The following is a 20,609-nucleotide window of genomic DNA, read 5'->3' as shown; positions in this document are numbered from 1 at the left end:
CCCGCGATGCGCGTGCTCACCCGCGGGGAGTCCCGCCCCGCCCGCCGGACCCTGCGCCGGCCCGCCGCACCCGCCCTGCGCGGACCAGGTGTGCCCGTCCTGCTCCTGCCGGTGGCCCTCCTCGCCCTGCTCGCGCTGGCCGTGGCCGCGCCCGGCCTGCTCACCGCCGCCGACCCGCTGGCCGCCGACCCGCTGAACGCGCTCGCCCCGCCCGGCGCCGGCCACTGGTTCGGCAGCGACCATCTCGGCCGCGACGTGCTGGCCAGGGTCGTGTTCGGCGCCCGCCACTCCGTCGGCATCGGCGTCGCCGCCGCCGCGCTGGCCGTCACCGCCGGCCTGCTCCTCGGCCTGGCCGCGGGACTGTCGCCGAAATGGCTGGACGAGGCGCTGGCGCGCTCGTTCGACGTGCTGTCCACCCTGCCCGAGCTGCTGCTCGCCCTCCTCGTCGTGGCGATCACCGGTCCCGGCACCAGCAACGTGATCTTCGCCATCGCCGTCGCCCAGATCCCGAACTACGCCCGGGTGATCCGGGCGCAGACCTTCGTCGTCCGGCACGCCGGTTACGTGGAGCAGGCCCTGACGTTCGGCCGTCCCCGCCTGGCGATCATCACCGGGCACGTGCTGCCCAACGTGCTCGGCCCGATCCCCGTGCTGGCCACCATCGGGCTCGGCCAGGCCGTCATCGCCAGCTCCGGGCTCAGCTTCCTCGGCATGGGCCCGCAGCCGCCGGCCGCCGAGTGGGGCGCGATGCTCTCGGAAGCCCGCAACTACCTGCGGGTCGCCTGGTGGGAGGCGTTCTTCCCGGGCCTGGCGATCACGCTCACCGTCGTCTGCCTCACCGTCGTCGGACGCCGCCTGCAACGCCGCTTCGAGGGGAGAACCTCATGACCTCGCTGGTGACCCCGCTGGTGACCGTCGAGAACCTGCGCGTGAGCTTCGGCGACACCGAGGTCGTGCACGGCGTCTCCCTGTCGATCGCGCGCGGCGAGTGCGTGGCGATCGTGGGGGAGTCCGGGTCGGGCAAGAGCGTCACCGCACGGGCACTGCTGGGCCTGGCCGGGCCAGGCTCGTCCGTACGGGCCTCGGCGTTCCGCGTGTCCGGCCGGGACGCGCTCTCCTTCGCCCCCGGCGACTGGCGCCGGCTGCGCGGCAGGTTCGCCGGGCTCGTCCTGCAGGACGCGCTGGTCTCGCTCGACCCGCTGCGCACCGTGGGCGCCGAGATCGCCGAGGTGCTTGCCGTCCACGACGTCGTCGCGCGGGCCCGCCGCGCGGACCGGGTGCTGGACCTGCTCGACGCGGTCGGCGTGCCCGAGCCGGAGCTGCGCGCCCGGCAGCACCCGCACCAGCTCTCCGGCGGGCTGCGGCAGCGGGCGCTCATCGCCTCCGCCATCGCCGCCAACCCCGAACTGATCATCGCCGACGAGCCCACCACCGCGCTCGACGTCACCGTCCAGGCCCAGATCCTGCGGCTGCTCGCCGAGCGCAAGGCGGCGGGGACCGCGCTGCTGCTGATCAGCCACGACCTGGCCGTGGTCGCCTCGATCGCCGACCGCATCCTCGTCATGAAGGACGGGCAGATCGTGGAGGAGGGACCCGCCAGGGAGGTGCTGGCCGCGCCCGCGCACGACTACACCTGCGCGCTGCTGGCCGCCGTGCCGTCCGCGGCCTCCCGGGGCACCCGCCTCACCAGCGGCGCCCCGCGCAGCCGCGCCGCCCCCGACCTCTCGGCCCAAGTGCTCGCCGGAGCCGGGCTCACCCGCTCGTACGGCCCGCGCCGCGTCAACGACGACGTCTCCTTCACCCTCCACGAGGGCGAGACCCTGGGCGTCGTCGGCGAGTCGGGCTCGGGCAAGACCACGCTCGCCCGCTTGGCCCTCGGCCTGCTCGAACCCGACACCGGCCAGGTCACGCTGCACGGACGCCCCTGGAGCCACCTGCGGGAGCGCGAACGCCGCCCGCTGCGCCCCAGGATCCAGCTCATCTCGCAGAACCCGCTCGACTCCTTCGACCCCCGCCACACCGTCGGCCGTGTCGTCGCCGAGCCGCTGCGCCTGCCCAGGGCCGAACGCCACGCGCGGGTGCTGGACCTGCTGGCCCGCGTCGGCCTGCCACCGGAGACCGCGGCCCGCCGCCCGCGCGAGCTGTCCGGCGGCCAGCGTCAGCGCGTCGCCATCGCCCGTGCCCTCGGTCCCCGCCCCGACGTGCTGGTCTGCGACGAGCCCGTCTCCGCGCTGGACGTCTCCATCCAGGCCCAGGTGCTCGACCTGCTCGCCGATCTCCAGGCCGAGTACGGCACCGCGATGTTGTTCATCTCCCACGATCTGGGGGTCGTCCATCACGTCGCGGACCGCGTACTGGTCATGAAGGACGGCCGGGTCGTCGAGGAGGGCGGCGTCGGGGAGGTGTTCACCCGGCCACGCCACCGCTACACGCGGGAGCTGGTCGCCGCCGTCCCCAGCATGGAGTCCATCGGCGGCGTGGCCGGGTCGGGTGCGGTCTAGGAGAACAGCCGGGCGGCGTGCCGCAGACCGTGGGCCGCGACCTGGCTGCCCAGCGTCACCCCGGCCCGGTCGGCGGAGCGGGTGTGGATGCCCGACCAGACCCGGGCGTCGACGTTCTCGTCGGACAGGACCTTCCACGTGGTGTAGGTGCGGGTGGCCCCGGGCGCGGTCGGGCTCGTGAGCGTGAACGGCTCGCGGGACTGGGCGCCGACCAGCGTGGTCAGCACCTGCTCCGCGGCGCCGGAGTAGGTGTTGTGGCCGCTCGGGTAGTCGGGGTGCGCCGGCGTCGTGTGCAGCGGGGTCCAGGCCGGGTCGGAGGGCACGGCGGAGTGGCCGGTGTCGGCGGCGCGCAGCGCGGTGACCGGACGCCAGCGCACGTAGAAGTATTTGGCGTCCGAGGTGGCGATCTGGGTGTCCACCAGCGCGACGTGGAAGAGCGCGACGAGTTCGGCCCGCTTCGGCGTCGTCGCGCGGGACTGGAGGAGGGCGGCACGCAGCGCGCCGTCGTAGATGGTCAGCGAGGATCCCAGCCAGAACTGCGCGACGTCCGTCTGGGCCTGCGTGCGTACGGTGCTGTTCGCCGCGCCGTGGTCGCGTACCTCCTCGAGGTCGGCCCGATACGCCGGGGAGCCGAGCGCGGGAGGCGGCACCGGCCGGAACTGGTCGGCGCGGTCCAGGAGGAACGGCCTGGCGAACCTCGTGCCCGACTGCGCGGCAGGGGCGTGCGCCGGCGGCGTCGGCTGCCAGGTCCCCGGCGTGGGCTGGGGAACCGGGTACGGCGGGCTGACCGAAGCCGGGTCGAGGCCGTCACCGGCCCGCTCCGCGAGCAGCGAGGTCGCCTCGTCGGCCCCCGCCGCCACCCCGCGGTCCTTGGCCGGGCCGTCGGGGATGCGCGCCAGCGTCGCCGTGAACGCCGCGTCGAGCTGGGCGGCGCGGGCCGGGGCCAGGCTGACGAGCGAGGTGTGCACCGCGGAGGCCAGCGCGGCGTCCTGGAAGGGCCGCTGCGCAGGGCCGGAGCGCAGGGCCCTGGCGGCGGACAGCCAGCCGATCGCCCACGTGCGGCTGTTGGTGACCTGCGTGGCAGCCCCGGCGGCGGCGATGGTGGCGGCGGTGACGTCGTACCATTCGACCGCCACGTCGACGCCGGTGCGTCCCGAGGTCGGCGCGGTCGACGCGAGGGCGGGGGTGCTGGTGACGGTCGTCGTGGTGGCGAGCACGGCCGCGAGGGCGACGGCGCGCAGCCGGCGAGATCGTGCGGCCGGCGTGCGGTGTGAGCTCTCTAACAAGGTCGGACGTCCCTTCAGGAGGAGTCAGGAGGGCTCGTGCGGTTCGGGCACGCGGGCTCCGGCCAGGGTCTGGCCGTTGCCGCCCACGACGCCAGCATAACCCACTAAACCTATAGGATTTAAGGGTTTTTCCCGGCGGACTCGCCTCAACTCCTCGCCGCGCGGCCGGCGGCGATCGTGTCGAAGTCCGGGATGCGCCGGGCGATCGGGTCGCCGGTGAAGTCGCCGACCCAGCCGTCGTCGTCGTGGAAGAACCGGATGGCGGTGAAGTCGGGCTCGGTGCCCATGTCGAACCAGTGCGTGGTGTTCCTGGGCACGCTCAGCAGGTCGCCGGCCTCGCAGAGCACGGCGTGCACCCTGCCGTTCACGTGCAGGTAGAAGATGCCCGAGCCGGAGACGAAGTAGCGGACCTCGTCGTCGTCGTGGGTGTGCTCGTTCAGGAACTTCTGCCGGGCCGCCGTGGCGCGCTCGGGCCAGTCGGGGCTGTCGTCCGGGTGGAGTTGGGCGACGTCGACGAAGGTGTAGCCCTCCTCGGCGATGACGCGGTCGACCTCTGTGCGGTAGGCGGCCAGGATCTCGTCCTGGCCGGCGTCTTTCGCCAGGTCCTCGGCGACCGCCCAGTGGCGCAGGACGACGTCGATCTCCTTCAGTGTCGCCGCGATCTCCGTGGTGTCCTCGGTCTCCAGCAGGGTCTCGGGCTGCTCGCCGTCGGTGTAAACGGTCAGGTATGTCATGCTAGAAAAGTCTACAATACATGCATGAATTGTCGGGTATAGTCCGTTATGTGAACCTCGCACGACTTGTGGGCGCGGTGGCTCTCCTCGCCCTGGCGGGCTGCTCCCAGGGCACGCCCGCCGCCGCTCCCTCCGCTCCACCGTCTCCGTCTTCTTCATCGCCGGTCGCCGCCCCGACCGGTGCCGTGCCGGCCGAGTTCGCCGCCGGGAACGTCAGGATCGCCCTCGTCCGGCAGCTCTCCTCCGGCGACTACTTCGAGCAGTGGCTGGCCGGCGCCCAGGCCGAGGCCGAGGCGCTCAACGTGAAGCTGGAGGTCTCCAGCGGCGACGGCAACAACGACAAGCAGGCGCTCAACCTCGAACAGGCCGTCACCGCCAAGGCGGACGCGATCATCGTCGACCACGGGTTCGCCCAGACGGTGCAGCCCGCCATCAAGAAGGCGGTCGCCGCCAAGGTCCCGCTCGTCGCCTTCGACGTCGACCCGGGCGCCCCCGAGGCCGTGGCACTCACCCAGGACGATCACCAGATCGCCGAGCAGGCCCTGAGCGCGCTGAAGGCGGACACGGGCGGCTCCGGCGAGGTCGTCTACGTCTACGTCGCCGGGTTCGCGCCGCTGGACCGGCGCAACGAGACCTGGGAGCAGTTCAAGCGGGACAACCCGGGCATCAAGCAGGTGGCGCAGATCGGCGTGGTCAACAGTTCGACCGCCGCGGCCGTGGCCGACCAGGCCAAGGCGGCGCTCCAGGCCCACCCGGGCGTCAAGGCGATCTTCGCGCCGTACGACGAGTTCGCCAAGGGCGCGGCGCTGGCCGTCAAGGAACTCGGCCTGGCCGGGCAGGTGAAGATCTACGGCGCGGACGTGTCCACCGCCGACATCGGCGTCATGACCGAGCCGAACAGCCCGTGGGTGGCGACCTCGGCCACCGACCCCGCCAACGTGGGCCGGATCGCGGTGCGCGCCGCCGCCCTGCTGGTCGCGGGCGAGCAGGTGGACCGGGCGCTCACCGTGCCCCCGTCGCTGATCACGCAGAAGGGGCTGCGTGACGCGGGCATCACCGGCGTCGAGCAGCTCACCAGGGCCTTCCCCGCACTAACGACGCCCGAGGTGGCCCGCGTGCCGTGGCCGGCGTCGTGACGTTCGCGGTCACGTCCGTCTCCAAGAGGTACGGCGCCACCGCGGCCCTGTCCTCGGTCTCCCTCGGCCTGCGGCCCGGCGAGATCGTCGGGCTGATCGGCACCAACGGGGCCGGCAAGTCCACGCTCATCAAGATCCTCTCCGGCGCCACCCCGCCCAGTTCGGGGACGCTGTCGTTCGACGGGCGGCCCGTGACGTTCGGCGGGCCGCTGGACGCGCAGGCGGCGGGGGTGCAGACCGTGCACCAGAACATCGACGACGGCGTGGTCTTCGGCGCCACCGTGGCGGACAATCTCACGCTCGACACCCTGGCCGGAGGAGGGTGGTTCCGCACCCGCGCCCGGGTACGCGCCGCCGCCGCGGCCGTCGCCCCCGGCCTCGGGCTGCCCCTGGACGCGCCGGTGGAGAGCCTGCCGGCGAGCGCCAGGCAGCAGATCGTCATCGCCCGCGCGCTGGCCCGCCGGGCCCGCCTGCTGATCCTCGACGAGCCCACCTCGACGCTGTCCGAGATCGAGTCGGAGGCGCTCGCCGCCCGGGTGCGCGAGGCGGCGGCCACGGGCGTGTCCGTGCTGTACGTCTCGCACCGGCTGTCGGAGATCGAGGCTCTGTGCGATCGGGTACTGGTGCTGAGGGACGGCGAGCTGGTCGCCACGTTCGCCGCGCCGCTGGACCGCGCGGCCATCGTCGCGGCCATGCTCGGCCCCGCGGCCGGCGCGAGCCCCACGCGCACGGGCCCGCCGGCGGAGCCGGGCCAGGAGGTGCTGGTCGCCGACGGCGTACGGGCAGTGCGGGGCGGGCGCGCGTTCGGGTTCCGGGTGCGCGCGGGGGAGGTGCTGGGCGTGACCGGGCTGGTCGGGGCGGGCAAGACGGAGCTGCTCGAACAGCTCGGCGGGGCGCGTCCGCTGGTGTCGGGGAGCCTCTCGCTCGGCGGAGTGCCGTACGAGCCGAAGCACCCCCACGACGCGATCGCGGCCGGGGTGGCGCTGGCCCCGGAGGAGCGGGCGGCGCAGTCGATCGTGCCCGGCTGGTCGGTACGCGCGCACGTCACGCTGCCCTGGCTGCGGCGGCACGGCCGGTCCGGGCTGCTGGCCCGCCGCTCGGAGCACGCCGCCGCCCGGCGCGTGATCGAGCTGTTCGGCGTCCGCGGCCCAGGGCCGGAGGCGCCCATCGAGTCGCTGTCCGGCGGCAACCAGCAGAAGGTGGTGGTCGGCCGCTGGCTGGCGGGCGACCTGCGGCTGCTGGTGCTCGACGAGCCCTTCCGCGGCGTGGACGTGGCCGCCCGCGCGGACCTCTCCGGTGTCGTCAGGGAACGCGCACGGCGGACGGCCGTGGTCGTGGCCTCCTCGGACCCGCAGGAGCTGCACGGCCTGGCCGATCGGGTGCTCGTGCTGCACGAGGGCGACCTGGCGGGGGAGCTGCCGATCGCCGACGCCACGCCGGAGCGCCTGACCGCCCTCATGTCGGGCACGTCTGGTGCCACCGAGCGGGGCGGTGCGCGGTGACGGGCCTCGCGTCGGGCGTCGGCACCGCGGCGTCCGCGCGGCGCCGGGCGGCCTCCCACGCCGCGGGCCTGGCCTACCGCTACGGCCTCCTCGGCGTGCTCGCCGTCATGCTCGTCCTGTTCTCCCTGCTCAGGCCCGCCTTCGCCACCTACCCGAACGCCCTGGTCGTCCTGCAGTCCGTGGCCGTGGTCGGGATCGTCGCGCTCGGCGTCACCGTCTCCATGACGACCGGCGGGTTCGACCTGTCGGCGGGCGCCTGCGTGGGCACGGTGGTGATGGTGACCGCGCTGACCATGGTGCGGTTCAACCTGACCGGCGGCACCGCGATCGTGGCCGGCCTGCTCACCGGGCTGGTGGTGGCCGGGGTCAACGTGCTGCTGACCGTCGTCGCCAAGGTGCCCGACCTGGTGGCGACGCTGGGCACGCTGTTCCTGTTCCAGGGGCTGGCGCTGATCGTCACGGGCGGGCAGTCGGTCGCGCCCGGCATGACGGTCGACGGCGCGCCCGCCCCTGGCCGCTTCACCGAGGGCTTCGTCTGGCTGGGCAGCGGCACGATCGTCTCCGTGCCGGTTCCCGTGGTGGTGTTCGCCCTGCTCGCCGCCGCCGTGTACGTGCTGCTCAACCACACCCGGTGGGGCCGGGCACTGTACGCGATCGGCGGCAACGCCGAGGCCGCCCGCCTGGCGGGCATCCGGGTGGCCCGCTACCGCGCGCTGGCCTACGCCGTGTCGGGGGTGTGCGCGGCGGTCGCCGGGATCCTGCTGACGGCCAGGCTCGGCAGGGGCGACGTGGGGGCCGGGGACCCGTACCTGCTGCAGTCGGTCGCGGCGGCGCTGATCGGGTTCGCGGTGCTGGGCGCCAACCGGCCCAACGCGCTGGGGACCGTGGTGGGCGCGCTGTTCATCGGCGTCGCGATCAACGGCCTGACCATGCTGAACGCGCCCTACTACGCCCAGACCTTCGTCCAGGGCGCGCTGCTCGTCGGCGCGCTGGTGACCAGTTACACGCTCAGGAGGATCAGGTGAGCTACGAGCTCCTCACCGTGGACACGGTGCCCGGCTACGTCGCCGCGCGGCCCGCCCTCGCCCGCTTCGGCGCGGTCTCGCGGGTGCGGGAGGTCGGCGACGGCAACCTCAACCTGGTGTTCGTCGCCGGGACCGAGGAGGGCGGGGGGCTGGTGCTCAAGCAGGCGCTCCCGTACGTGCGGGTGGACCCCACCTGGCCCATCACCCCGGAGCGCAACGGCATCGAGGGGCGCGCGCTGCGCGTGCACAACGCGGTCGCGCCCGGCCTCGTGCCGGAGCTGTACGACACCGACGCGGAACGGCACGTCATCGCCATCGAGGACCTGTCGGACCATCGGGTGTGGCGGGGCGCGCTCAACGAGGGGCAGCGGCACGACGGCGTGGCCGGTGACCTGGGCCGGTACGTGGCGAAGGTGGCGTTCGGCACCTCGGTGTTCGGGCTCGGCGCCAAGGGGCACAAGGCGGCCCTGGCCACCGCCGCCAACCCCGAGCTGTGCGAGATCACCGAGGACCTCGTCTTCACCGAGCCGTACCTCGCCCACGAGCACAACCGGATCCTGCGGGCCAACGAGGCCGACGTGGCCGCGTACGCCGGCGACCCGGACGTGCGGGCGGCCGTCGGGGCGGCCAAGCTCGCGTTCATGACGCACGCGGAGGCGCTGATCCACGGCGACCTGCACACCGGCTCGGTGCTGGTCCGCGACGAGCCGCACTCGGCCAGGGCGTTCGACGTGGAGTTCGCGTTCTACGGGCCGGTCGGGTTCGACGTCGGCGCGCTGTGGGGCAACTACGTGCTGGCCGCCGCCCGCGCGCTCGTCCTGGGCGAGGACGCGCACGCCGCGTGGGTGCTGACGCAGGCGGCGCGGACGTGGGAGGGGTTCGCCGAGGAGTTCGCCGCGCTGTGGCCGGGCCGGGCCGACCCGCGGATCATCGACCTCGACCGCTACCTGGCCAAGGTGTACGCGGACGCGGCGCCGTTCGCCGCGGCCAAGGCCGCCCGGCGGGTCATCGGCTTCTCCTCGGTCAGCGACATCGAGACCCTGCCCGAGGACCTGCGCGTGCGGGCCATCCGCGCCGTGCTGGCCGCGGCCAGGCTGCTGCTCGCCCCGGAGGCCCGGCGGGGCGAGCCGAAGCCGCTGTTCGACCGGGTGGGCCAGGTCCTGGCGGAGGCGGGCAGGTGATCGGCGCCCCCGCCGCGCGTGGCGGGGGCCGTCAGGCGACGGCCAGCGCGTAGGCGAGCAGCCACTCGACGCACTCGGTGACGTGCCTGGCGTGCTTCAGGTCGGCGCCCCACACGTACAGGCCGTGGTCGGCCACGATCACGGCAGGCGTGCGCGGGTCGTACCCGGACTCGAACCAGTCGCCCAGCTCCCGCATGTCCTGGCTGTTGCCGATCACCGGGATCCGCACCTCGTCGTCGTGCGCCAGGCGGCCGATGCCCTTGAGCGTCTCCACGTCCCGCAGCAGCACCCCGTCCGGCCAGCGCCGCCCGGCCACGACCGCGTTGAGCGCGTGCACGTGCACGACCGCGTCGGCGCCGGTCAGCGCCGCGACCCGGGCGTGCAGCCCGGCCTCGGCGGACGGCCTGAGCGGCGCGACCCCCTCCACCACGACGGCCTCCCCGCGCGAGCCGACCACGGCCACATCGGTGGGCAGCAGCTCGCCCTTGTCCAGCCCGCTGGCGGTGACCGCCAGCCGCAGCGGCTCGCGGGAGACCACCTCCGAGAGGTTGCCGGAGGTGCCGCGCATCCACCCGAATCCGGTGAATCTGGCCGCCTCCACCGCCAGCCTGGCTCCCGCCGCGTGCACTTGGTCGGCGACGAGGGTCGTGTCGGCGCTCATATGGTCAGCTCCTCGAAGGTCGTGATCACGGGATGGACGCCGAACGGCGTGCCCTCGTTCGGCTCGCCCGGTCTGCGCACTCCGGTCGTGCCCCAGCCGGCCGCCGCCGCGGCGTCCAGCTCGGCCGGTACGTCTGACAGGAACAGCAGGTCAGCGGGGTCGCCCAGGGTCCGCGCGATCCGGACGTAGGAGGCAGGCTCCCGCTTCGGCCCCGCGTTCACCGTGTCGAACCAGTGCCCGACCAGCACGGACAGGTCCCCGTACGCCGTGTTGGCGAACCACGGCCGCTGGCTCGTCACCGACCCCGACGAGAACACCGCCAGCCCGTGCCCCGCCGCGTGCCAGGCCCGCAGCGCGGGCGGCACGTCGGGGAAGAAGTGGGCGGTCAGCTCGCCCGCGGCGAACCCCTCCGCCCAGATCCGGCCCTGGAGCGTCTTCAACGGCGTGGCCTTGACGTCGCCGTCCATCCAGCCGTGCAGCACCTTGACGGCCGCCGCCGTCGTGGCGGCGCCGAGTTCGGCGAGGACCGCGCGCACCTCGGGGTCGTCGCGGTGGGCGTCGAGGTACGGGCCCAGCCGGGGCCGCGCGTAGGCGTACAGGCCGACGTGGACGGACTCCGTCGAACTGGTCGTCCCCTCGATGTCGATCACGATCACGGTCACCGGGTCAGCACCTCCACGAAGTCGGCCACGAACCGCCGCGCGTCCACGGCGGTGATCACCCGGGTGGGCGGCGCGGGCTCGTACGGGAAGGCCGGAGGCAGCCCGTCGTGCGTGCGCATCAGCCTGGCGCGGTGCAGGAAGCCGTCGCCGCGCACGTTCACCGGGCCGTCGGCCCAGGCGGTGGCGTACGCGGGGTCCAGCAGGATGCCCGCGGCCAGCGGGTCGTGCAGCGGGATGATCCTGCGGCCCCACTCGTTCTGGTAGAAGTCCAGGTACGCGTCCAGGATCTCGGTCGCGAAGCGGGCCGTGGGCGTGCCGGCGGCGCGCAGGGCGGCGATGGCGTGCTCGTCCAGGATCGTGCCCGCCGTCACGTTCACGCCCACCATGACCAGCTCGCGGCGCGGCGCGGCGAACACGGCCCTGGCCGCGTCGGGGTCGTTGTTGATGTTGGCGTCGATCATCAGCAGCGTGCCCGGCGGGGCGTAGGGGCCCGAGCCGCCCATGAGCACCACCGAGCGGTACCTGGTGAACAGCTCGGGGTCCAGGCGCAGGGCCAGCGCCAGGTTGGTGAGCGGGCCGAGCGCGAGCAGGTCCAGCTCGCCAGGACGCTCGTTCGCCAGGCGTACCAGCAGCTCGGGGCCGGTCTCGGCGGCCACCCGGGGGAGCGGGCGGTCGTGGCCGAGGTCGCCCAGGCCGTCCTTGCCGTGCACGTACCCGGCGATGTGGGCGGGGCCGCGCAGCGGCTCGGCGGCGCCCCTGGCGACGGGGACGTCCAGGCCGAGCAGACCGGTGACGTACCCGATGTTGCGGGTGGCGTCCTCCTCGGCGCAGTTGCCGTACACCGACGTGATCGCGACGATCTCGGCGTCGGGGCGGCCCGCCAGGTACAGCAGGGTGTGGGCGTCGTCGATGCCGGTGTCGGTGTCGACCACGACGTGTCTCACGAAAGCTCCTTGGGGTGGTGGACGCCGCGCTCGGTCACGATGCGGGTCACGAGGTCGGGCGGGGTCACGTCGAAAGCCGGGTAGTAGCCGGTCACGCCGTCGGCGGCGGTGCGCACGCCGAGCGCGTGCAGCACCTCGTCGCCGTCGCGCCGCTCGATCACCACGTCGGCGGCCGTCCTGGCCTGCGGGTCGGGGGCGTCGACCAGCGCGTAGAACGGGACGCCGAACGCCTTGGCCGCCAGCGCGACGCCGAGCGTGCCGACCTTGTTGATCACATGGCCGTCCAGCGTCACCCGGTCGGCGGCGGTCAGCGCGACGTCGGCCAGCCCGTCGGACAGGGCGGCGGCGACCATCCCGTCGGTGATGAGGGTCGGCCGGTAGCCCATCTCGACCAGCGTCGCCGCGGTCAGCCTGGCGCCCTGCAGGTAGGGCCGGGTCTCGGTGCAGACGAACTCCAGCCGTTTGCCCGCCCTCTGCGCCGCCCGTACCGTCGCGATCAGGTACGCGTCGGCCCAGCAGTGGGTGAGCACGCGCGTGCCGTCGGCGAGCAGCGAGGCGGCGTGCTCGCCGAGCGCGGCGCTGCGCGCCCGGTAGCCGTCGTCGTGCTCCCGCGCCGCCGCCTCCACCGCCGCGACCAGCTCGTCCCCGGCCAGTTCAGCGGCGTTCACGGTCGCCGACAGGACGGCGTGGACGGCGTCCCTGATGTGGTTGTTCGTCGGCCGGGTGGCGACCAGCCGGGCGCCCACGGCCCGGAGCCTGGCCGCGGCCGCCTCCGGCGGGTCCCGCCGGGCCTCGCGTGCCCCGAGCACCAGGCCGGCCGTGGTGGCGAACAGCGGCCCCGAGCTCTGGGTCACCATCCGTTCGACGGCAACGGCCACGTCCTCGCTGGTGGCACAGCGCACCCAGCGCACCTCGAACGGATAGACCCGGCGGTCGAGGATCTCCACCGCGTCGTCCGTCAGCCGTACCGAGTCGGCCAGCACCGGCCCGCTCATACCGTTCTCTCCTTGTCACGACGCGTCGCCGCCGCCACGACCAGGGCCAGCAGCGTGATCAGATAGGGGGCTGCGTCGGCCGCCTGCTGCGGCAGCCCGAACCCCTGCAACCGGAAGCCCAGCGCCTCGGCCGCCCCGAACAGCAGGCACGCGCCCAGCCCGAGCCACGGCCGGGCGCCGGCGAGCATGACCGCCACGACGGCCACCCACCCCCGCCCCGCGCTCATCCCCTCGCTGAACAGCGTCACGTTGCCCAGCGCCAGTTGCGCCCCGCCGAGCCCGCACAGCGCCCCCGCCCCCAGCACCGCGGCGTGCCGGTACGCCGGCACGCGCAGCCCGATCGACTCGGCCGCCTCCGCGTGCTGCCCGATGCCGCGCAGCCGCAGCCCCGACCTGGTCCGTCCGAGCCACCACGAGGCCCACACCACCAGCAGGAACGCGACCGGCACCAGCGGCGACTGCGGCCCCAGCACCGGCACGTCCAGCCCGAGCGCGGCCAGCGTGGGCAGCCCGGACAGGTCGGGGGAGCTGAAGGTGCCGCCGCTGCCGAACACCTGCCGCATGAGGAACGCGGTCAGCCCGAGCGCGAGCAGGTTCGTCCCCACCGCCACCACGACCGGATCCGCGCGGAACGTCACCGCGGGCACCGACAGCGGCGCGGCGTAGAGGACGGTGGCGAGCACCGCGCCCGCCACGCCGAGCCAGGCGCTGCCCGTCGCATGGCTGAACAGCACCGCCGTGAACGCACCCCACAGCAGTTGCCCCTCCAGCGCCATGTTGAACACGCCGGACACCGAGCACAGCAGCCCGCCCAACGCCGCCAGCACGACCGGAGCGGTGGCGGTCAGCACCGCCGCGAGGAAGGTGTTCATCCGCGCCTCCCCACGGGGGCTGGTGCGGCCGCCGGGAACCCGTTCACGCGCGCCTCCCCGCCGACCGGCCCCGCACGACCGCGCCCACCGCGACGATCACGATGATCAGGCCCTGCACGATCTGGGTGAGCTGGCTGGGCACCCCGGCCTCCCGCTCCATGCCCTGCCCGCCGGCCTGCAGGATCGTCAGCAGCGCCACCGCCCACGGGACCGCGGGCGGGCGGCCGGCCGCCAGCAGCACGGCCGCGATCGCGGTGAACGTGTAACCGGGCGCGCTCAGCGCGCCGTCCACGAAGCGGTACGGCGGGCCGAGCACGATCAGGCCGCCGACCACCCCCGCGAACGCCCCGCCCGCGGCCAGCGTGACAGCGGCCAGCCGGTCCACGCGTACGCCGCCGTACCTGGCGAACTCCCGGTTCGCGCCGAGTGCCCGGATCTCGTAGCCGGGGACGGTACGCGCGTCGGCGTACAGCCACAGCGCGGTCAGCACGGCGACCACGGGCAGCGCGATCGTGACGTACGAGCCGGCCCCGAACGCCGGGAGCCGGGCGGCCTCCGGCAGCAGCGGCGTCTGCGCCAGCCCCGTGCCCGGCTCGGCCAGCGGGAACCTGGCGAGGTAGGAGGCCAGCGAGACGGCCGGGGCGCTCAGCAGCAGCGTGCTGACGATCGCCGGGACGCCGAGCCTGGTGCGCAGCGGGGCCGACAGCCCGGCCAGCAGCGCTCCGGCCAGCGCCGCGCCCAGCAGCGGCACCACGTACGAGCCGCCGGCGTGCAGGGCGAGCGCCGCCGCCGCGATGCCGCCGAGCGCCAGTTGGCCGTCGCCGCCCAGGTTGAACTCGCCCGCCCGCAGCGGGATCGCGAACGCCACGGCCATGCCGAGCGTGGGGACGTACGCCGCGAGCGTGTACTCGAAGTTGCCGTCCATGAGCGCGCCCCGCAGCAGCGCGGGGTAGGCGAGCGACGGGTCGACCCCGACGACGACCATGACCAGCGTGGTCAGCGCCAGCGCGCCCACCACGGACAGCACGGCGGGCGACAGCACCAGCCGCCGCACGACCGCCCACCCCCGCCCGCCCTTGGCCTCCGCCTCGCGGGCGGGGGCGGGGGTGCCCGTCGGGTTCTCGACCCTGGTCATCCGGCCGCCTCCTCAGCGCCGCCGGTCGGCTGGGGGAGGGTGGCGCCGGTCATGGCGGCGCCGAGGCGTTCGTCGGTGGCCTGCGACACGGGCAGCTCGGCGACCACGCGGCCCTCGAACATGACCAGCACCCGATCGGCCAGGGCCCGTAGCTCGGACAGCTCGCTCGACTGCAGCAGCACGGCCCGCCCGGCGTCGCGGGCGGCGGCCAGCAGGGCGTGGATCTGCTCCTGCGCGCCGACGTCCACCCCCTGGGTCGGCTCCTCGACCACCAGCACGGGCGTGTCCCTGGACAGCTCCCTGGCCAGCACCGCCTTCTGCGCGTTGCCGCCGGACAGGTGCGCGATCGGCGCACGTACCGAGGAGGCGCGGATGGAGAAGCGCTCCACCAGCGCCGCGGCCCGCCGCCGCACCTGGGCCGGGCGCAGGCGGATGCCGTGCTGCGCGCCCATCAGCAGGTTGTCGGCCAGCGACATGGCGGGCGCGGTCGCGCGTCCCGCGCGGTCTCCTGGGACGTAGGCCACCCGCCGCTCGTTGCCGGCCTCGACGGGCCGGCCGCCCAGGAGCACCGTGCCCGAGCCCGCCCGGCGCAGCCCGGTGACGGTCTCGACCAGCTCGCGCTGCCCGCTCCCCGCCACACCCGCGAGCCCGACGATCTCGCCGGCCCGCACCCCGAACGACACCCCGGCCACCGCCGCCACACCGTCCCGGTCGCGGACCCACAGGTCCCGCACCTCCAGCAGGGCGGAACCCGCCTCCCCGGCCCTCGCCCCGGCCTTCACGCCGACCACCGCGGCCTCCACCGGAGCGAGTCCCGCCGACGCGGCGTCCACCGGAGCGAGTCCCGTCGGCGCGGCCTCCACCGGTTGCCGACGCTCCTGACGGGCGGTGCCGAGCGAGCGGCCGATCATGGCCCGGACCAGCTCGTCCGCCGACGTCTCCGCCGTGGCGAACCGCCCGGTCACCCGGCCCCCGCGCAGCACCGTGACCCGGTCGCCGGCCGCCAGCACCTCCTCCAGCTTGTGCGTCACCAGCAGCACTGACACGCCCTCGGCGGCGAACTCCCTTACGGTCAGGAACAGGCTGTCGGCCTCGCCCGGGGTGAGCACGGCGGTGGGCTCGTCGAGGATGAGCACCTCGGCCCGCCGGTAGAGCGCCTTCAGGATCTCCACCCGCTGCCGCACGCCCACCGGCAACTCGCCGACGCGGGCCGCCGGGTCCACGCCGAGCCCGTACCGTCCGGCCAGCTCCGCCACCGCCTCGTGCGCGGCCGTCCGGTCGAGCACGCCGCGTCGCACCGGCTCGGCGCCGATCACCACGTTCTCCGCCACGCTGAGACCGGGAAAGAGCCGCAGGCGCTGATGGACCATGCCGAGCCCGTGCGCGATGGCGTCGGCGGGGGAGCGCAACCGTACGGGCACGCCCGCGCGCAGCACCTGCCCGGCGTCCGGGCGGTGCAGCCCGTACAGGATGGACATCAGCGTGGACTTGCCCGCGCCGTTCTCCCCGACGACGGCGTGCACCTCGCCCCGCTCGACGGTCAGGTCGATCCCGTCGTTGGCCAGGACGTCGCCGAAGCGCTTGGTGATGCCGGCCAGCTCGACGGAGGGCGCACGAGCGTGATCGTTCATCCGGCCAAGGGGTCCGTGACCGTGATCCGGCCCGCCACGATGTCGTCGCGGACCTGCTTGACCTTCGTGACCACGTCGGGGTTCGACGCGACCGTGCAGCCCGAGGAGGCGAGGTCGGCGTCGAGGGCGTTGACCCCGACACCGCCCTCCTTCAGCCCGTACACCTTGACGCCGCCCGCCTTGCCCGCCGCGATGTCCTTGATGGCGGCGAGTTCGGCCACGTCGACGTGCTTGAGCACGTTGTCGATGATGGTGCCGGCGCTCTGCGCGCACTGGTTGACGTCCACGCCGAACGCCTTGGCCCCGGAGGCCGCCGCCGCCTCGAAGACGCCCTGGTTGCCGGCGGACGCCGCGGCGGCCACGATGTCGACCCCCTGGCCGGTGAGCGTCTGCGCCTGCGACTTGGCCCTGGCCGGGTCGCTGAACGGGTTGTTGCCGCCGACGTAGAGCGGCGTGCCGGTGACGGAGGGCTTGACGGACTTGGCGCCGGCGAAGAACGGATCGATCCACCGGTGCACGAACGGCGAGTCGAGCGCCGCCACCACGCCCAGCTTGCCGCTCTCCGACAGCAGGCCCGCCTCGACCCCGGCGAGGTAGGCCGCCTCGTGCTCCTTGAACGACACGCAGGTCAGGTTGGGGGCCTGTTCCTTGGCGCACGAGTCGACCTGGAGGAACTGCTGGCCGGGCTGCTGCTTGGGTACGGTGGCGAACAGGTCGTCGAAGGAGAAGCTGACCCCGACGATCACGGTTGGCTTCGCCCTGACGGCGGCGTCGAGGTTCTGGGCGATGCTCGTGGGGTCCTTGCTCTCGTACAGCTTGAACGAGGCGCCGATCTCCTTCGCCGCGGCCTCCGCGCCCTTGACGCTGAGCTGCAGGAAGCTGTTGGTCCCCACGGGGTTGGGTGTGATCAGGATGACGGACTTCCCGGGGGAGGCGGCCGGCTGACCGGCTCCGCCGCAGGCCGTGAGGGCGAGCGCGGCGGTAACCAGCACGGACGCCAGGGAGATGGTGCGCATAACGACGAATATAACATGTATATCCAGTAGGAAATGTTGATAATGGAACGACCGGATTTGCCGGGCCGGGGAACCGCGGCGGCCGAGCCCGCCGGCCCGGCGGGCGCCGTGGTCAGGTCGTTCGCCGGGCCCCGGAAGTCATCCGGTCAGCGAAGGGCCCTTTCCAGCTCCGCCTTGGTCATCTTGGAGCGGCCCCTGATCTTGCGGCGCCGGGCCTCGGCGTAGAGCTGGTCCTTGGTACGCCCGCCCGCACCGGAATGCGAGCGCAGCCCGCCCCGCCGGCTCGACGAGATGTCGTGGAGGGACGTCCGGCTCGCGATCCGGGATTCGCCCGCCCTGGCCCGCTCCTTGTTCACGGTACGGGCGGCGATCTCGGTCGCGCGCCTGGCGCTCTCCCCGCGCCGCAGCTCACTGTCCCTGATGGCCTCGTACTGCCGTTCTCTCTTCGGGCTCGATCCGCGAGGCATCTCTCCCCCTCGTGCAGACAGTTCAGACGTGGTGCCCCTACCCGGACGAGGCCCGCGAAACAGTGAGCGGGCTGGTGTAGTCGCGGCCGGCCCGGGGAGATGTGTACGGATGGGAGCGGCGCTCACGGCTGAAGCACTCGCGGGCCAGGGGTGGGTCCAACTGCGCGAGCTGGGCCTGGCCCTGCTGCTGTCCGCCGCGATCGGGCTGGAGAGGGAGATCCGGCAGAAGAGCGCCGGGCTGCGTACGCACACGCTGGTCGGCTTCGCCTCGGCGCTGATCGTGCTGGTCTCCAAGTACGGCTTCGGCGACGTGCTCGGCGACCACGTCGTGCTCGACCCCTCCCGGGTGGCCGCCCAGATCGTGGCCGGGATCGGGTTCATCGGCGGTGGCCTGATCTTCGTCCGGCGGGATGTGGTGCACGGCCTGACCACCGCCGCGGTGGTGTGGCTGACCTGCGCGGTCGGCATGGCCGCCGGAGCCGGGCTGTGGCTGCTGGCCATCGCCGTGACCATCGGTCACTTCGTGGTCATGTTCGTCTTCAACGAGCTGACCGGACGCCTGCCCCGCTCGAAGTACACCCAGTCGCGACTGCACCTGACCTACCTCAACGAACGGGGCGCGCTCCGGCGGGTCCTCGCCACCTGCACCGACAGGGGCTTCGTCATCGCGGAGCTGACCGTCGAGCGCGAGCACGAGCACCGCGACCCGGGGATCAGCTCGATCCTGCTCCTCGTGCAGGGCCCTGGGTCGATCCGCGACCTCGCCACCGAACTGGCGGAGATCGACGGCGTGCTCACGGTCTTCAGCTCCGATCTCGGCGCGCCGGCCCCGTGACGCGAGCGGCGGGCGGTGCGGTGGTCACGAGCGCAGAGCCGCGTCGATCTTGGCCTTGAGGTTGTCGTAACTGGGCTCGACGTCCAGCAGCACGCCGTTGAAGAAGATCGTGGGAGTGCCCTGCACGCCGAGCGCGAGCCCGTCGCCCTGGTCCTTCTTGACCCGTTCCGCCGTCGCGGGCGCGTCGAGGTCGCGCTTGAAGGCCGTCAGGTCGAGCCCGGCCTGCTCGGCCAGGTCGAGGAAGAACGCCTCCTTGGACTCGGTCGCCTCACCCCACTGCGGCTGCGTCTCGAACAGCTTGGCGTACATCGCCTCGAACTTGCCCTGCTGGGCGGCGGCCTCGGCGACGCGCGCGGCGAGGTCGGCGTTGCGGTGGCCGGGCATCGGGAAGTAGCGGACGACCAGGTTGACGCGCCCGGCGTACTCGGCGCGGATGCGTTCCATGTGCGGGAAGACCGCGCCGCACCCCTCGCACTCGAAGTCGAGGAACTCCACCAGCGTGACCTTGCCGTCGGCGGCCGTGGAGAGCCGGTGGCTGTCCTCGCGCACGAGGAACTGCGGGGGCACGGCCTGTCCCGAGGAGACGGCGACCGGCGCCTCCGCGCGCCCGCCGCCGAACACCACGACCGCGGCCACGATCAGCGCCAGGATGAGCGCCACGACCGCGCCGATGCCGAGGCTGATCTTGAGATTCGTTGTCATCTTCCGCTCTCCGTGGACAGGGCTTCGTGGGCAGGGGTCATGGGTCTTTCGGCCGTCGGTCCTGGCCCGGCTCCGCGCCGTCGTTGTTCCCGCGGCGCCGGGAGCCGCTCCTTCGGCGTGCCGCCCGGCTCGTCCACCCCCGCCACCTCCGCTTCTATGGAACGTAGAACTTCTACAGTATGTCGAATATGTCGGCCATAAGAGGTGGCCCGCTGGGTGTCAGTACATGGAGACGTGGACGTGATCCTGGTGGTTGGCGGTGACGCCGCCCCGGCTCGACATGGCCTTCCAGCCCGAGCCCTGCCAGATCCGCTGGTAGAAGATCACGTACTTGATGCCGAGGCGGGAGGCGTTCTTGGTGGCCCACGCCGCCAGCGCGTCGCCCTCGGCCTTCTGGGCGGGGGAGGGCCAGGCGCCGCCGCTGGTGATCATGAAGTCGCAGGCGCGGCCCTGGGGATGCTCGCCGCCGTCCTGGAGCGAGCGGTAGCAGCCGGTGCCTGCGAGCCTGAACCGCTGCTCGACCTGGTCGCGAACCATCCGGGTGCGGGGCGTGATGTTGTCGGCCCCGGACGGCAGCTCCGGTGCCCAACTGCCGTCGGATCCCCGTACGCCGGGCGCGACCAGCAGGCGGTCGATCCGGTCCTGGATCTTGGTGACGAGCTTCTCGGCCCGCTGCCGCTCGGCGCGCAGCTTGCTTCCCCGGTCGCGAAGCTCGCGTGCCTTCGCCGTGGCGTCGTTCTGGGCGCGGCGGCGGGTGTCGCGCGCGGTGGCGTACCGGCCGATGATCGCCTGCTGGTTCTGTGCCCGCAGGCGCAGGATCGCCGCCGCGTGCAGGCGGTCACCCGGGTCGCCCGCGCCCGGCGGGAGGCCGAAGGGCTGCGGCGGGTTCTGGTAGACGAGGGCGGCCAGCTCGGAGATCTGCCGCCGGGCAACCTCGTAGTCGCGCTCGGCGGTCTTCAGCCGGGCCGCGGCCGAGCGTTCCGCCCGCTCCGCCGCGGCGAGCGCCACCCGGTTGGCGTTGTAGTCGGCGGCGACGGCGTCGAAGTCCTTCTGCAACCGGCCCAACTGCTTGCGGAGCTGTTCGGCGGTGGGCTCGGGGGCGGCCGTCGCCGGTCCCGCGAGGAGCGCCATCGCCGCGATCAGCGCGTACGCGGGCATGAGTCGTGAGCCCGGCCGTCGAGCCGCCACCGACGTCCCCTCCCTCTTTGTTTCTACGTAGCGTAGAAGTAAGAAGGAGTGTACGGGGCCGGACCGCCGGTGGCGGAGTCAGACCGTGATGCCCACCCAAGGCGCGATCAGCACGGCCATCGGACCGCCGACCAGC

20 protein-coding genes are annotated in these 20,609 nt (G+C 73.7%); 7 read left to right on the top strand and 13 right to left on the bottom strand.

The window, feature by feature from the left end; all coding sequences use genetic code 11:
• Nucleotides 1-6 precede the first annotated feature (6 nt).
• Together ACZ6S0_RS27410 and ACZ6S0_RS27405 are read left to right on the top strand one after the other, a co-directional pair.
• Complete coding sequence (locus ACZ6S0_RS27410; protein WP_465922186.1) at nt 7-888, top strand: ABC transporter permease; 882 nt, start codon at nt 7-9, stop codon at nt 886-888.
• Nucleotides 885-2,501, top strand: coding sequence for a dipeptide ABC transporter ATP-binding protein (locus ACZ6S0_RS27405; RefSeq protein ID WP_465922185.1), 1,617 nt, complete (start codon nt 885-887; stop codon nt 2,499-2,501). The genes ACZ6S0_RS27410 and ACZ6S0_RS27405 overlap by 4 nt, the downstream gene beginning before the upstream one ends.
• On the opposite strand, the gene ACZ6S0_RS27400 is transcribed toward ACZ6S0_RS27405, so the two are convergent.
• Both ACZ6S0_RS27400 and ACZ6S0_RS27395 read right to left on the bottom strand, forming a co-directional pair.
• Nucleotides 2,498-3,787, bottom strand: coding sequence for a vanadium-dependent haloperoxidase (locus ACZ6S0_RS27400; protein ID WP_465922184.1), 1,290 nt, complete (start codon nt 3,785-3,787; stop codon nt 2,498-2,500). The genes ACZ6S0_RS27405 and ACZ6S0_RS27400 overlap by 4 nt on opposite strands.
• Nucleotides 3,788-3,933: 146 nt before the next feature.
• Nucleotides 3,934-4,521: a 1,2-dihydroxy-3-keto-5-methylthiopentene dioxygenase gene (locus tag ACZ6S0_RS27395; RefSeq protein ID WP_465922183.1), complete on the bottom strand. Its 588-nt coding sequence runs from the start codon at nt 4,519-4,521 to the stop codon at nt 3,934-3,936.
• Nucleotides 4,522-4,571: 50 nt separating this feature from the next.
• Here ACZ6S0_RS27395 and ACZ6S0_RS27390 point away from each other — a divergent pair, with 50 nt between their 5' ends.
• Genes ACZ6S0_RS27390 through mtnK form a run of 4 tightly spaced genes read left to right on the top strand, consistent with a single transcriptional unit; the run spans nt 4,572 to nt 9,365 of the window.
• Entirely contained in the window at nt 4,572-5,657 is a 1,086-nt protein-coding gene (locus tag ACZ6S0_RS27390; protein ID WP_465922182.1) for a substrate-binding domain-containing protein, read from the top strand.
• Entirely contained in the window at nt 5,642-7,159 is a 1,518-nt protein-coding gene (locus ACZ6S0_RS27385; protein WP_465922181.1) for a sugar ABC transporter ATP-binding protein, read from the top strand. The genes ACZ6S0_RS27390 and ACZ6S0_RS27385 overlap by 16 nt, the downstream gene beginning before the upstream one ends.
• A complete protein-coding gene (locus tag ACZ6S0_RS27380) occupies nt 7,156-8,184 on the top strand; it encodes an ABC transporter permease (RefSeq protein ID WP_465922180.1) in 1,029 nt (342 codons plus the stop codon). Before ACZ6S0_RS27385 ends, ACZ6S0_RS27380 begins: the two co-directional genes overlap by 4 nt.
• Nucleotides 8,181-9,365: an S-methyl-5-thioribose kinase gene (mtnK, locus tag ACZ6S0_RS27375; RefSeq protein WP_465922179.1), complete on the top strand. Its 1,185-nt coding sequence runs from the start codon at nt 8,181-8,183 to the stop codon at nt 9,363-9,365. The genes ACZ6S0_RS27380 and mtnK overlap by 4 nt, the downstream gene beginning before the upstream one ends.
• A gap of 31 nt (nt 9,366-9,396) precedes the next feature.
• Here mtnK and mtnB read toward each other — a convergent pair whose 3' ends face one another.
• The 9 genes from mtnB to ACZ6S0_RS27330 form a co-directional block, all read right to left on the bottom strand.
• Nucleotides 9,397-10,026, bottom strand: a complete 630-nt coding sequence (gene mtnB, locus ACZ6S0_RS27370) for a methylthioribulose 1-phosphate dehydratase (protein ID WP_465922178.1) — start codon at nt 10,024-10,026, stop codon at nt 9,397-9,399.
• Nucleotides 10,023-10,688 (bottom strand): acireductone synthase, encoded by a 666-nt coding sequence (gene mtnC, locus ACZ6S0_RS27365; RefSeq protein ID WP_465922177.1) that lies wholly within the window; start codon nt 10,686-10,688, stop codon nt 10,023-10,025. The genes mtnB and mtnC overlap by 4 nt, the downstream gene beginning before the upstream one ends.
• Complete coding sequence (locus tag ACZ6S0_RS27360; RefSeq protein ID WP_465922176.1) at nt 10,685-11,632, bottom strand: nucleoside hydrolase; 948 nt, start codon at nt 11,630-11,632, stop codon at nt 10,685-10,687. The genes mtnC and ACZ6S0_RS27360 overlap by 4 nt, the downstream gene beginning before the upstream one ends.
• Complete coding sequence (locus ACZ6S0_RS27355) at nt 11,629-12,627, bottom strand: s-methyl-5-thioribose-1-phosphate isomerase (protein ID WP_465922175.1); 999 nt, start codon at nt 12,625-12,627, stop codon at nt 11,629-11,631. The genes ACZ6S0_RS27360 and ACZ6S0_RS27355 overlap by 4 nt, the downstream gene beginning before the upstream one ends.
• Complete coding sequence (locus ACZ6S0_RS27350; RefSeq protein WP_465922174.1) at nt 12,624-13,499, bottom strand: ABC transporter permease; 876 nt, start codon at nt 13,497-13,499, stop codon at nt 12,624-12,626. The genes ACZ6S0_RS27355 and ACZ6S0_RS27350 overlap by 4 nt, the downstream gene beginning before the upstream one ends.
• Before the next feature lie 43 nt (nt 13,500-13,542).
• On the bottom strand, nt 13,543-14,634 hold the full coding sequence (locus tag ACZ6S0_RS27345; RefSeq protein WP_465922173.1) for an ABC transporter permease: 1,092 nt from the start codon (nt 14,632-14,634) through the stop codon (nt 13,543-13,545).
• Complete coding sequence (locus ACZ6S0_RS27340; RefSeq protein WP_465922172.1) at nt 14,631-16,265, bottom strand: ABC transporter ATP-binding protein; 1,635 nt, start codon at nt 16,263-16,265, stop codon at nt 14,631-14,633. Before ACZ6S0_RS27340 ends, ACZ6S0_RS27345 begins: the two co-directional genes overlap by 4 nt.
• Nucleotides 16,262-17,281 carry a BMP family ABC transporter substrate-binding protein gene (locus ACZ6S0_RS27335; protein ID WP_465922171.1) on the bottom strand — a complete coding sequence of 340 codons (1,020 nt, stop codon included), beginning with the start codon at nt 17,279-17,281 and terminating at the stop codon, nt 16,262-16,264. The genes ACZ6S0_RS27340 and ACZ6S0_RS27335 overlap by 4 nt, the downstream gene beginning before the upstream one ends.
• A gap of 146 nt (nt 17,282-17,427) precedes the next feature.
• A complete protein-coding gene (locus ACZ6S0_RS27330) occupies nt 17,428-17,748 on the bottom strand; it encodes a hypothetical protein (protein ID WP_465922170.1) in 321 nt (106 codons plus the stop codon).
• A 109-nt stretch (nt 17,749-17,857) separates the two neighbouring features.
• On the opposite strand from ACZ6S0_RS27330, the gene ACZ6S0_RS27325 reads away from it, so the two are divergent.
• Complete coding sequence (locus tag ACZ6S0_RS27325; RefSeq protein WP_465922169.1) at nt 17,858-18,583, top strand: MgtC/SapB family protein; 726 nt, start codon at nt 17,858-17,860, stop codon at nt 18,581-18,583.
• 24 nt (nt 18,584-18,607) lie between these two features.
• Here ACZ6S0_RS27325 and ACZ6S0_RS27320 read toward each other — a convergent pair whose 3' ends face one another.
• Nucleotides 18,608-19,285: a DsbA family protein gene (locus ACZ6S0_RS27320; protein WP_465922168.1), complete on the bottom strand. Its 678-nt coding sequence runs from the start codon at nt 19,283-19,285 to the stop codon at nt 18,608-18,610.
• A 219-nt stretch (nt 19,286-19,504) separates the two neighbouring features.
• Nucleotides 19,505-20,473, bottom strand: coding sequence for a coiled-coil domain-containing protein (locus tag ACZ6S0_RS27315; protein ID WP_465922167.1), 969 nt, complete (start codon nt 20,471-20,473; stop codon nt 19,505-19,507).
• Between the last annotated feature and the right edge of the window lie 136 nt (nt 20,474-20,609).

Source organism: Nonomuraea sp. NPDC051298, from assembly GCF_055586305.1.
This window is presented reverse-complemented; position numbering and strand designations above follow the sequence as displayed.

Bases quoted from the DNA above. Each gene is read 5' to 3' on its own strand.
- ACZ6S0_RS27410 (WP_465922186.1), top strand. From the start codon at position 7: ATGCGCGTGCTCACCCGCGGGGAGTCCCGCCCCGCCCGCCGGACCCTG.
- ACZ6S0_RS27405 (WP_465922185.1), top strand. From the start codon at position 885: ATGACCTCGCTGGTGACCCCGCTGGTGACCGTCGAGAACCTGCGCGTG.
- ACZ6S0_RS27395 (WP_465922183.1), bottom strand. From the start codon at position 4,521: ATGACATACCTGACCGTTTACACCGACGGCGAGCAGCCCGAGACCCTG.
- mtnB (WP_465922178.1), bottom strand. From the start codon at position 10,026: ATGAGCGCCGACACGACCCTCGTCGCCGACCAAGTGCACGCGGCGGGA.
- ACZ6S0_RS27355 (WP_465922175.1), bottom strand. From the start codon at position 12,627: ATGAGCGGGCCGGTGCTGGCCGACTCGGTACGGCTGACGGACGACGCG.
- ACZ6S0_RS27350 (WP_465922174.1), bottom strand. From the start codon at position 13,499: ATGAACACCTTCCTCGCGGCGGTGCTGACCGCCACCGCTCCGGTCGTG.
- ACZ6S0_RS27345 (WP_465922173.1), bottom strand. From the start codon at position 14,634: ATGACCAGGGTCGAGAACCCGACGGGCACCCCCGCCCCCGCCCGCGAG.
- ACZ6S0_RS27340 (WP_465922172.1), bottom strand. From the start codon at position 16,265: ATGAACGATCACGCTCGTGCGCCCTCCGTCGAGCTGGCCGGCATCACC.
- ACZ6S0_RS27335 (WP_465922171.1), bottom strand. From the start codon at position 17,281: ATGCGCACCATCTCCCTGGCGTCCGTGCTGGTTACCGCCGCGCTCGCC.
- ACZ6S0_RS27330 (WP_465922170.1), bottom strand. From the start codon at position 17,748: ATGCCTCGCGGATCGAGCCCGAAGAGAGAACGGCAGTACGAGGCCATC.
- ACZ6S0_RS27325 (WP_465922169.1), top strand. From the start codon at position 17,858: ATGGGAGCGGCGCTCACGGCTGAAGCACTCGCGGGCCAGGGGTGGGTC.
- ACZ6S0_RS27320 (WP_465922168.1), bottom strand. From the start codon at position 19,285: ATGACAACGAATCTCAAGATCAGCCTCGGCATCGGCGCGGTCGTGGCG.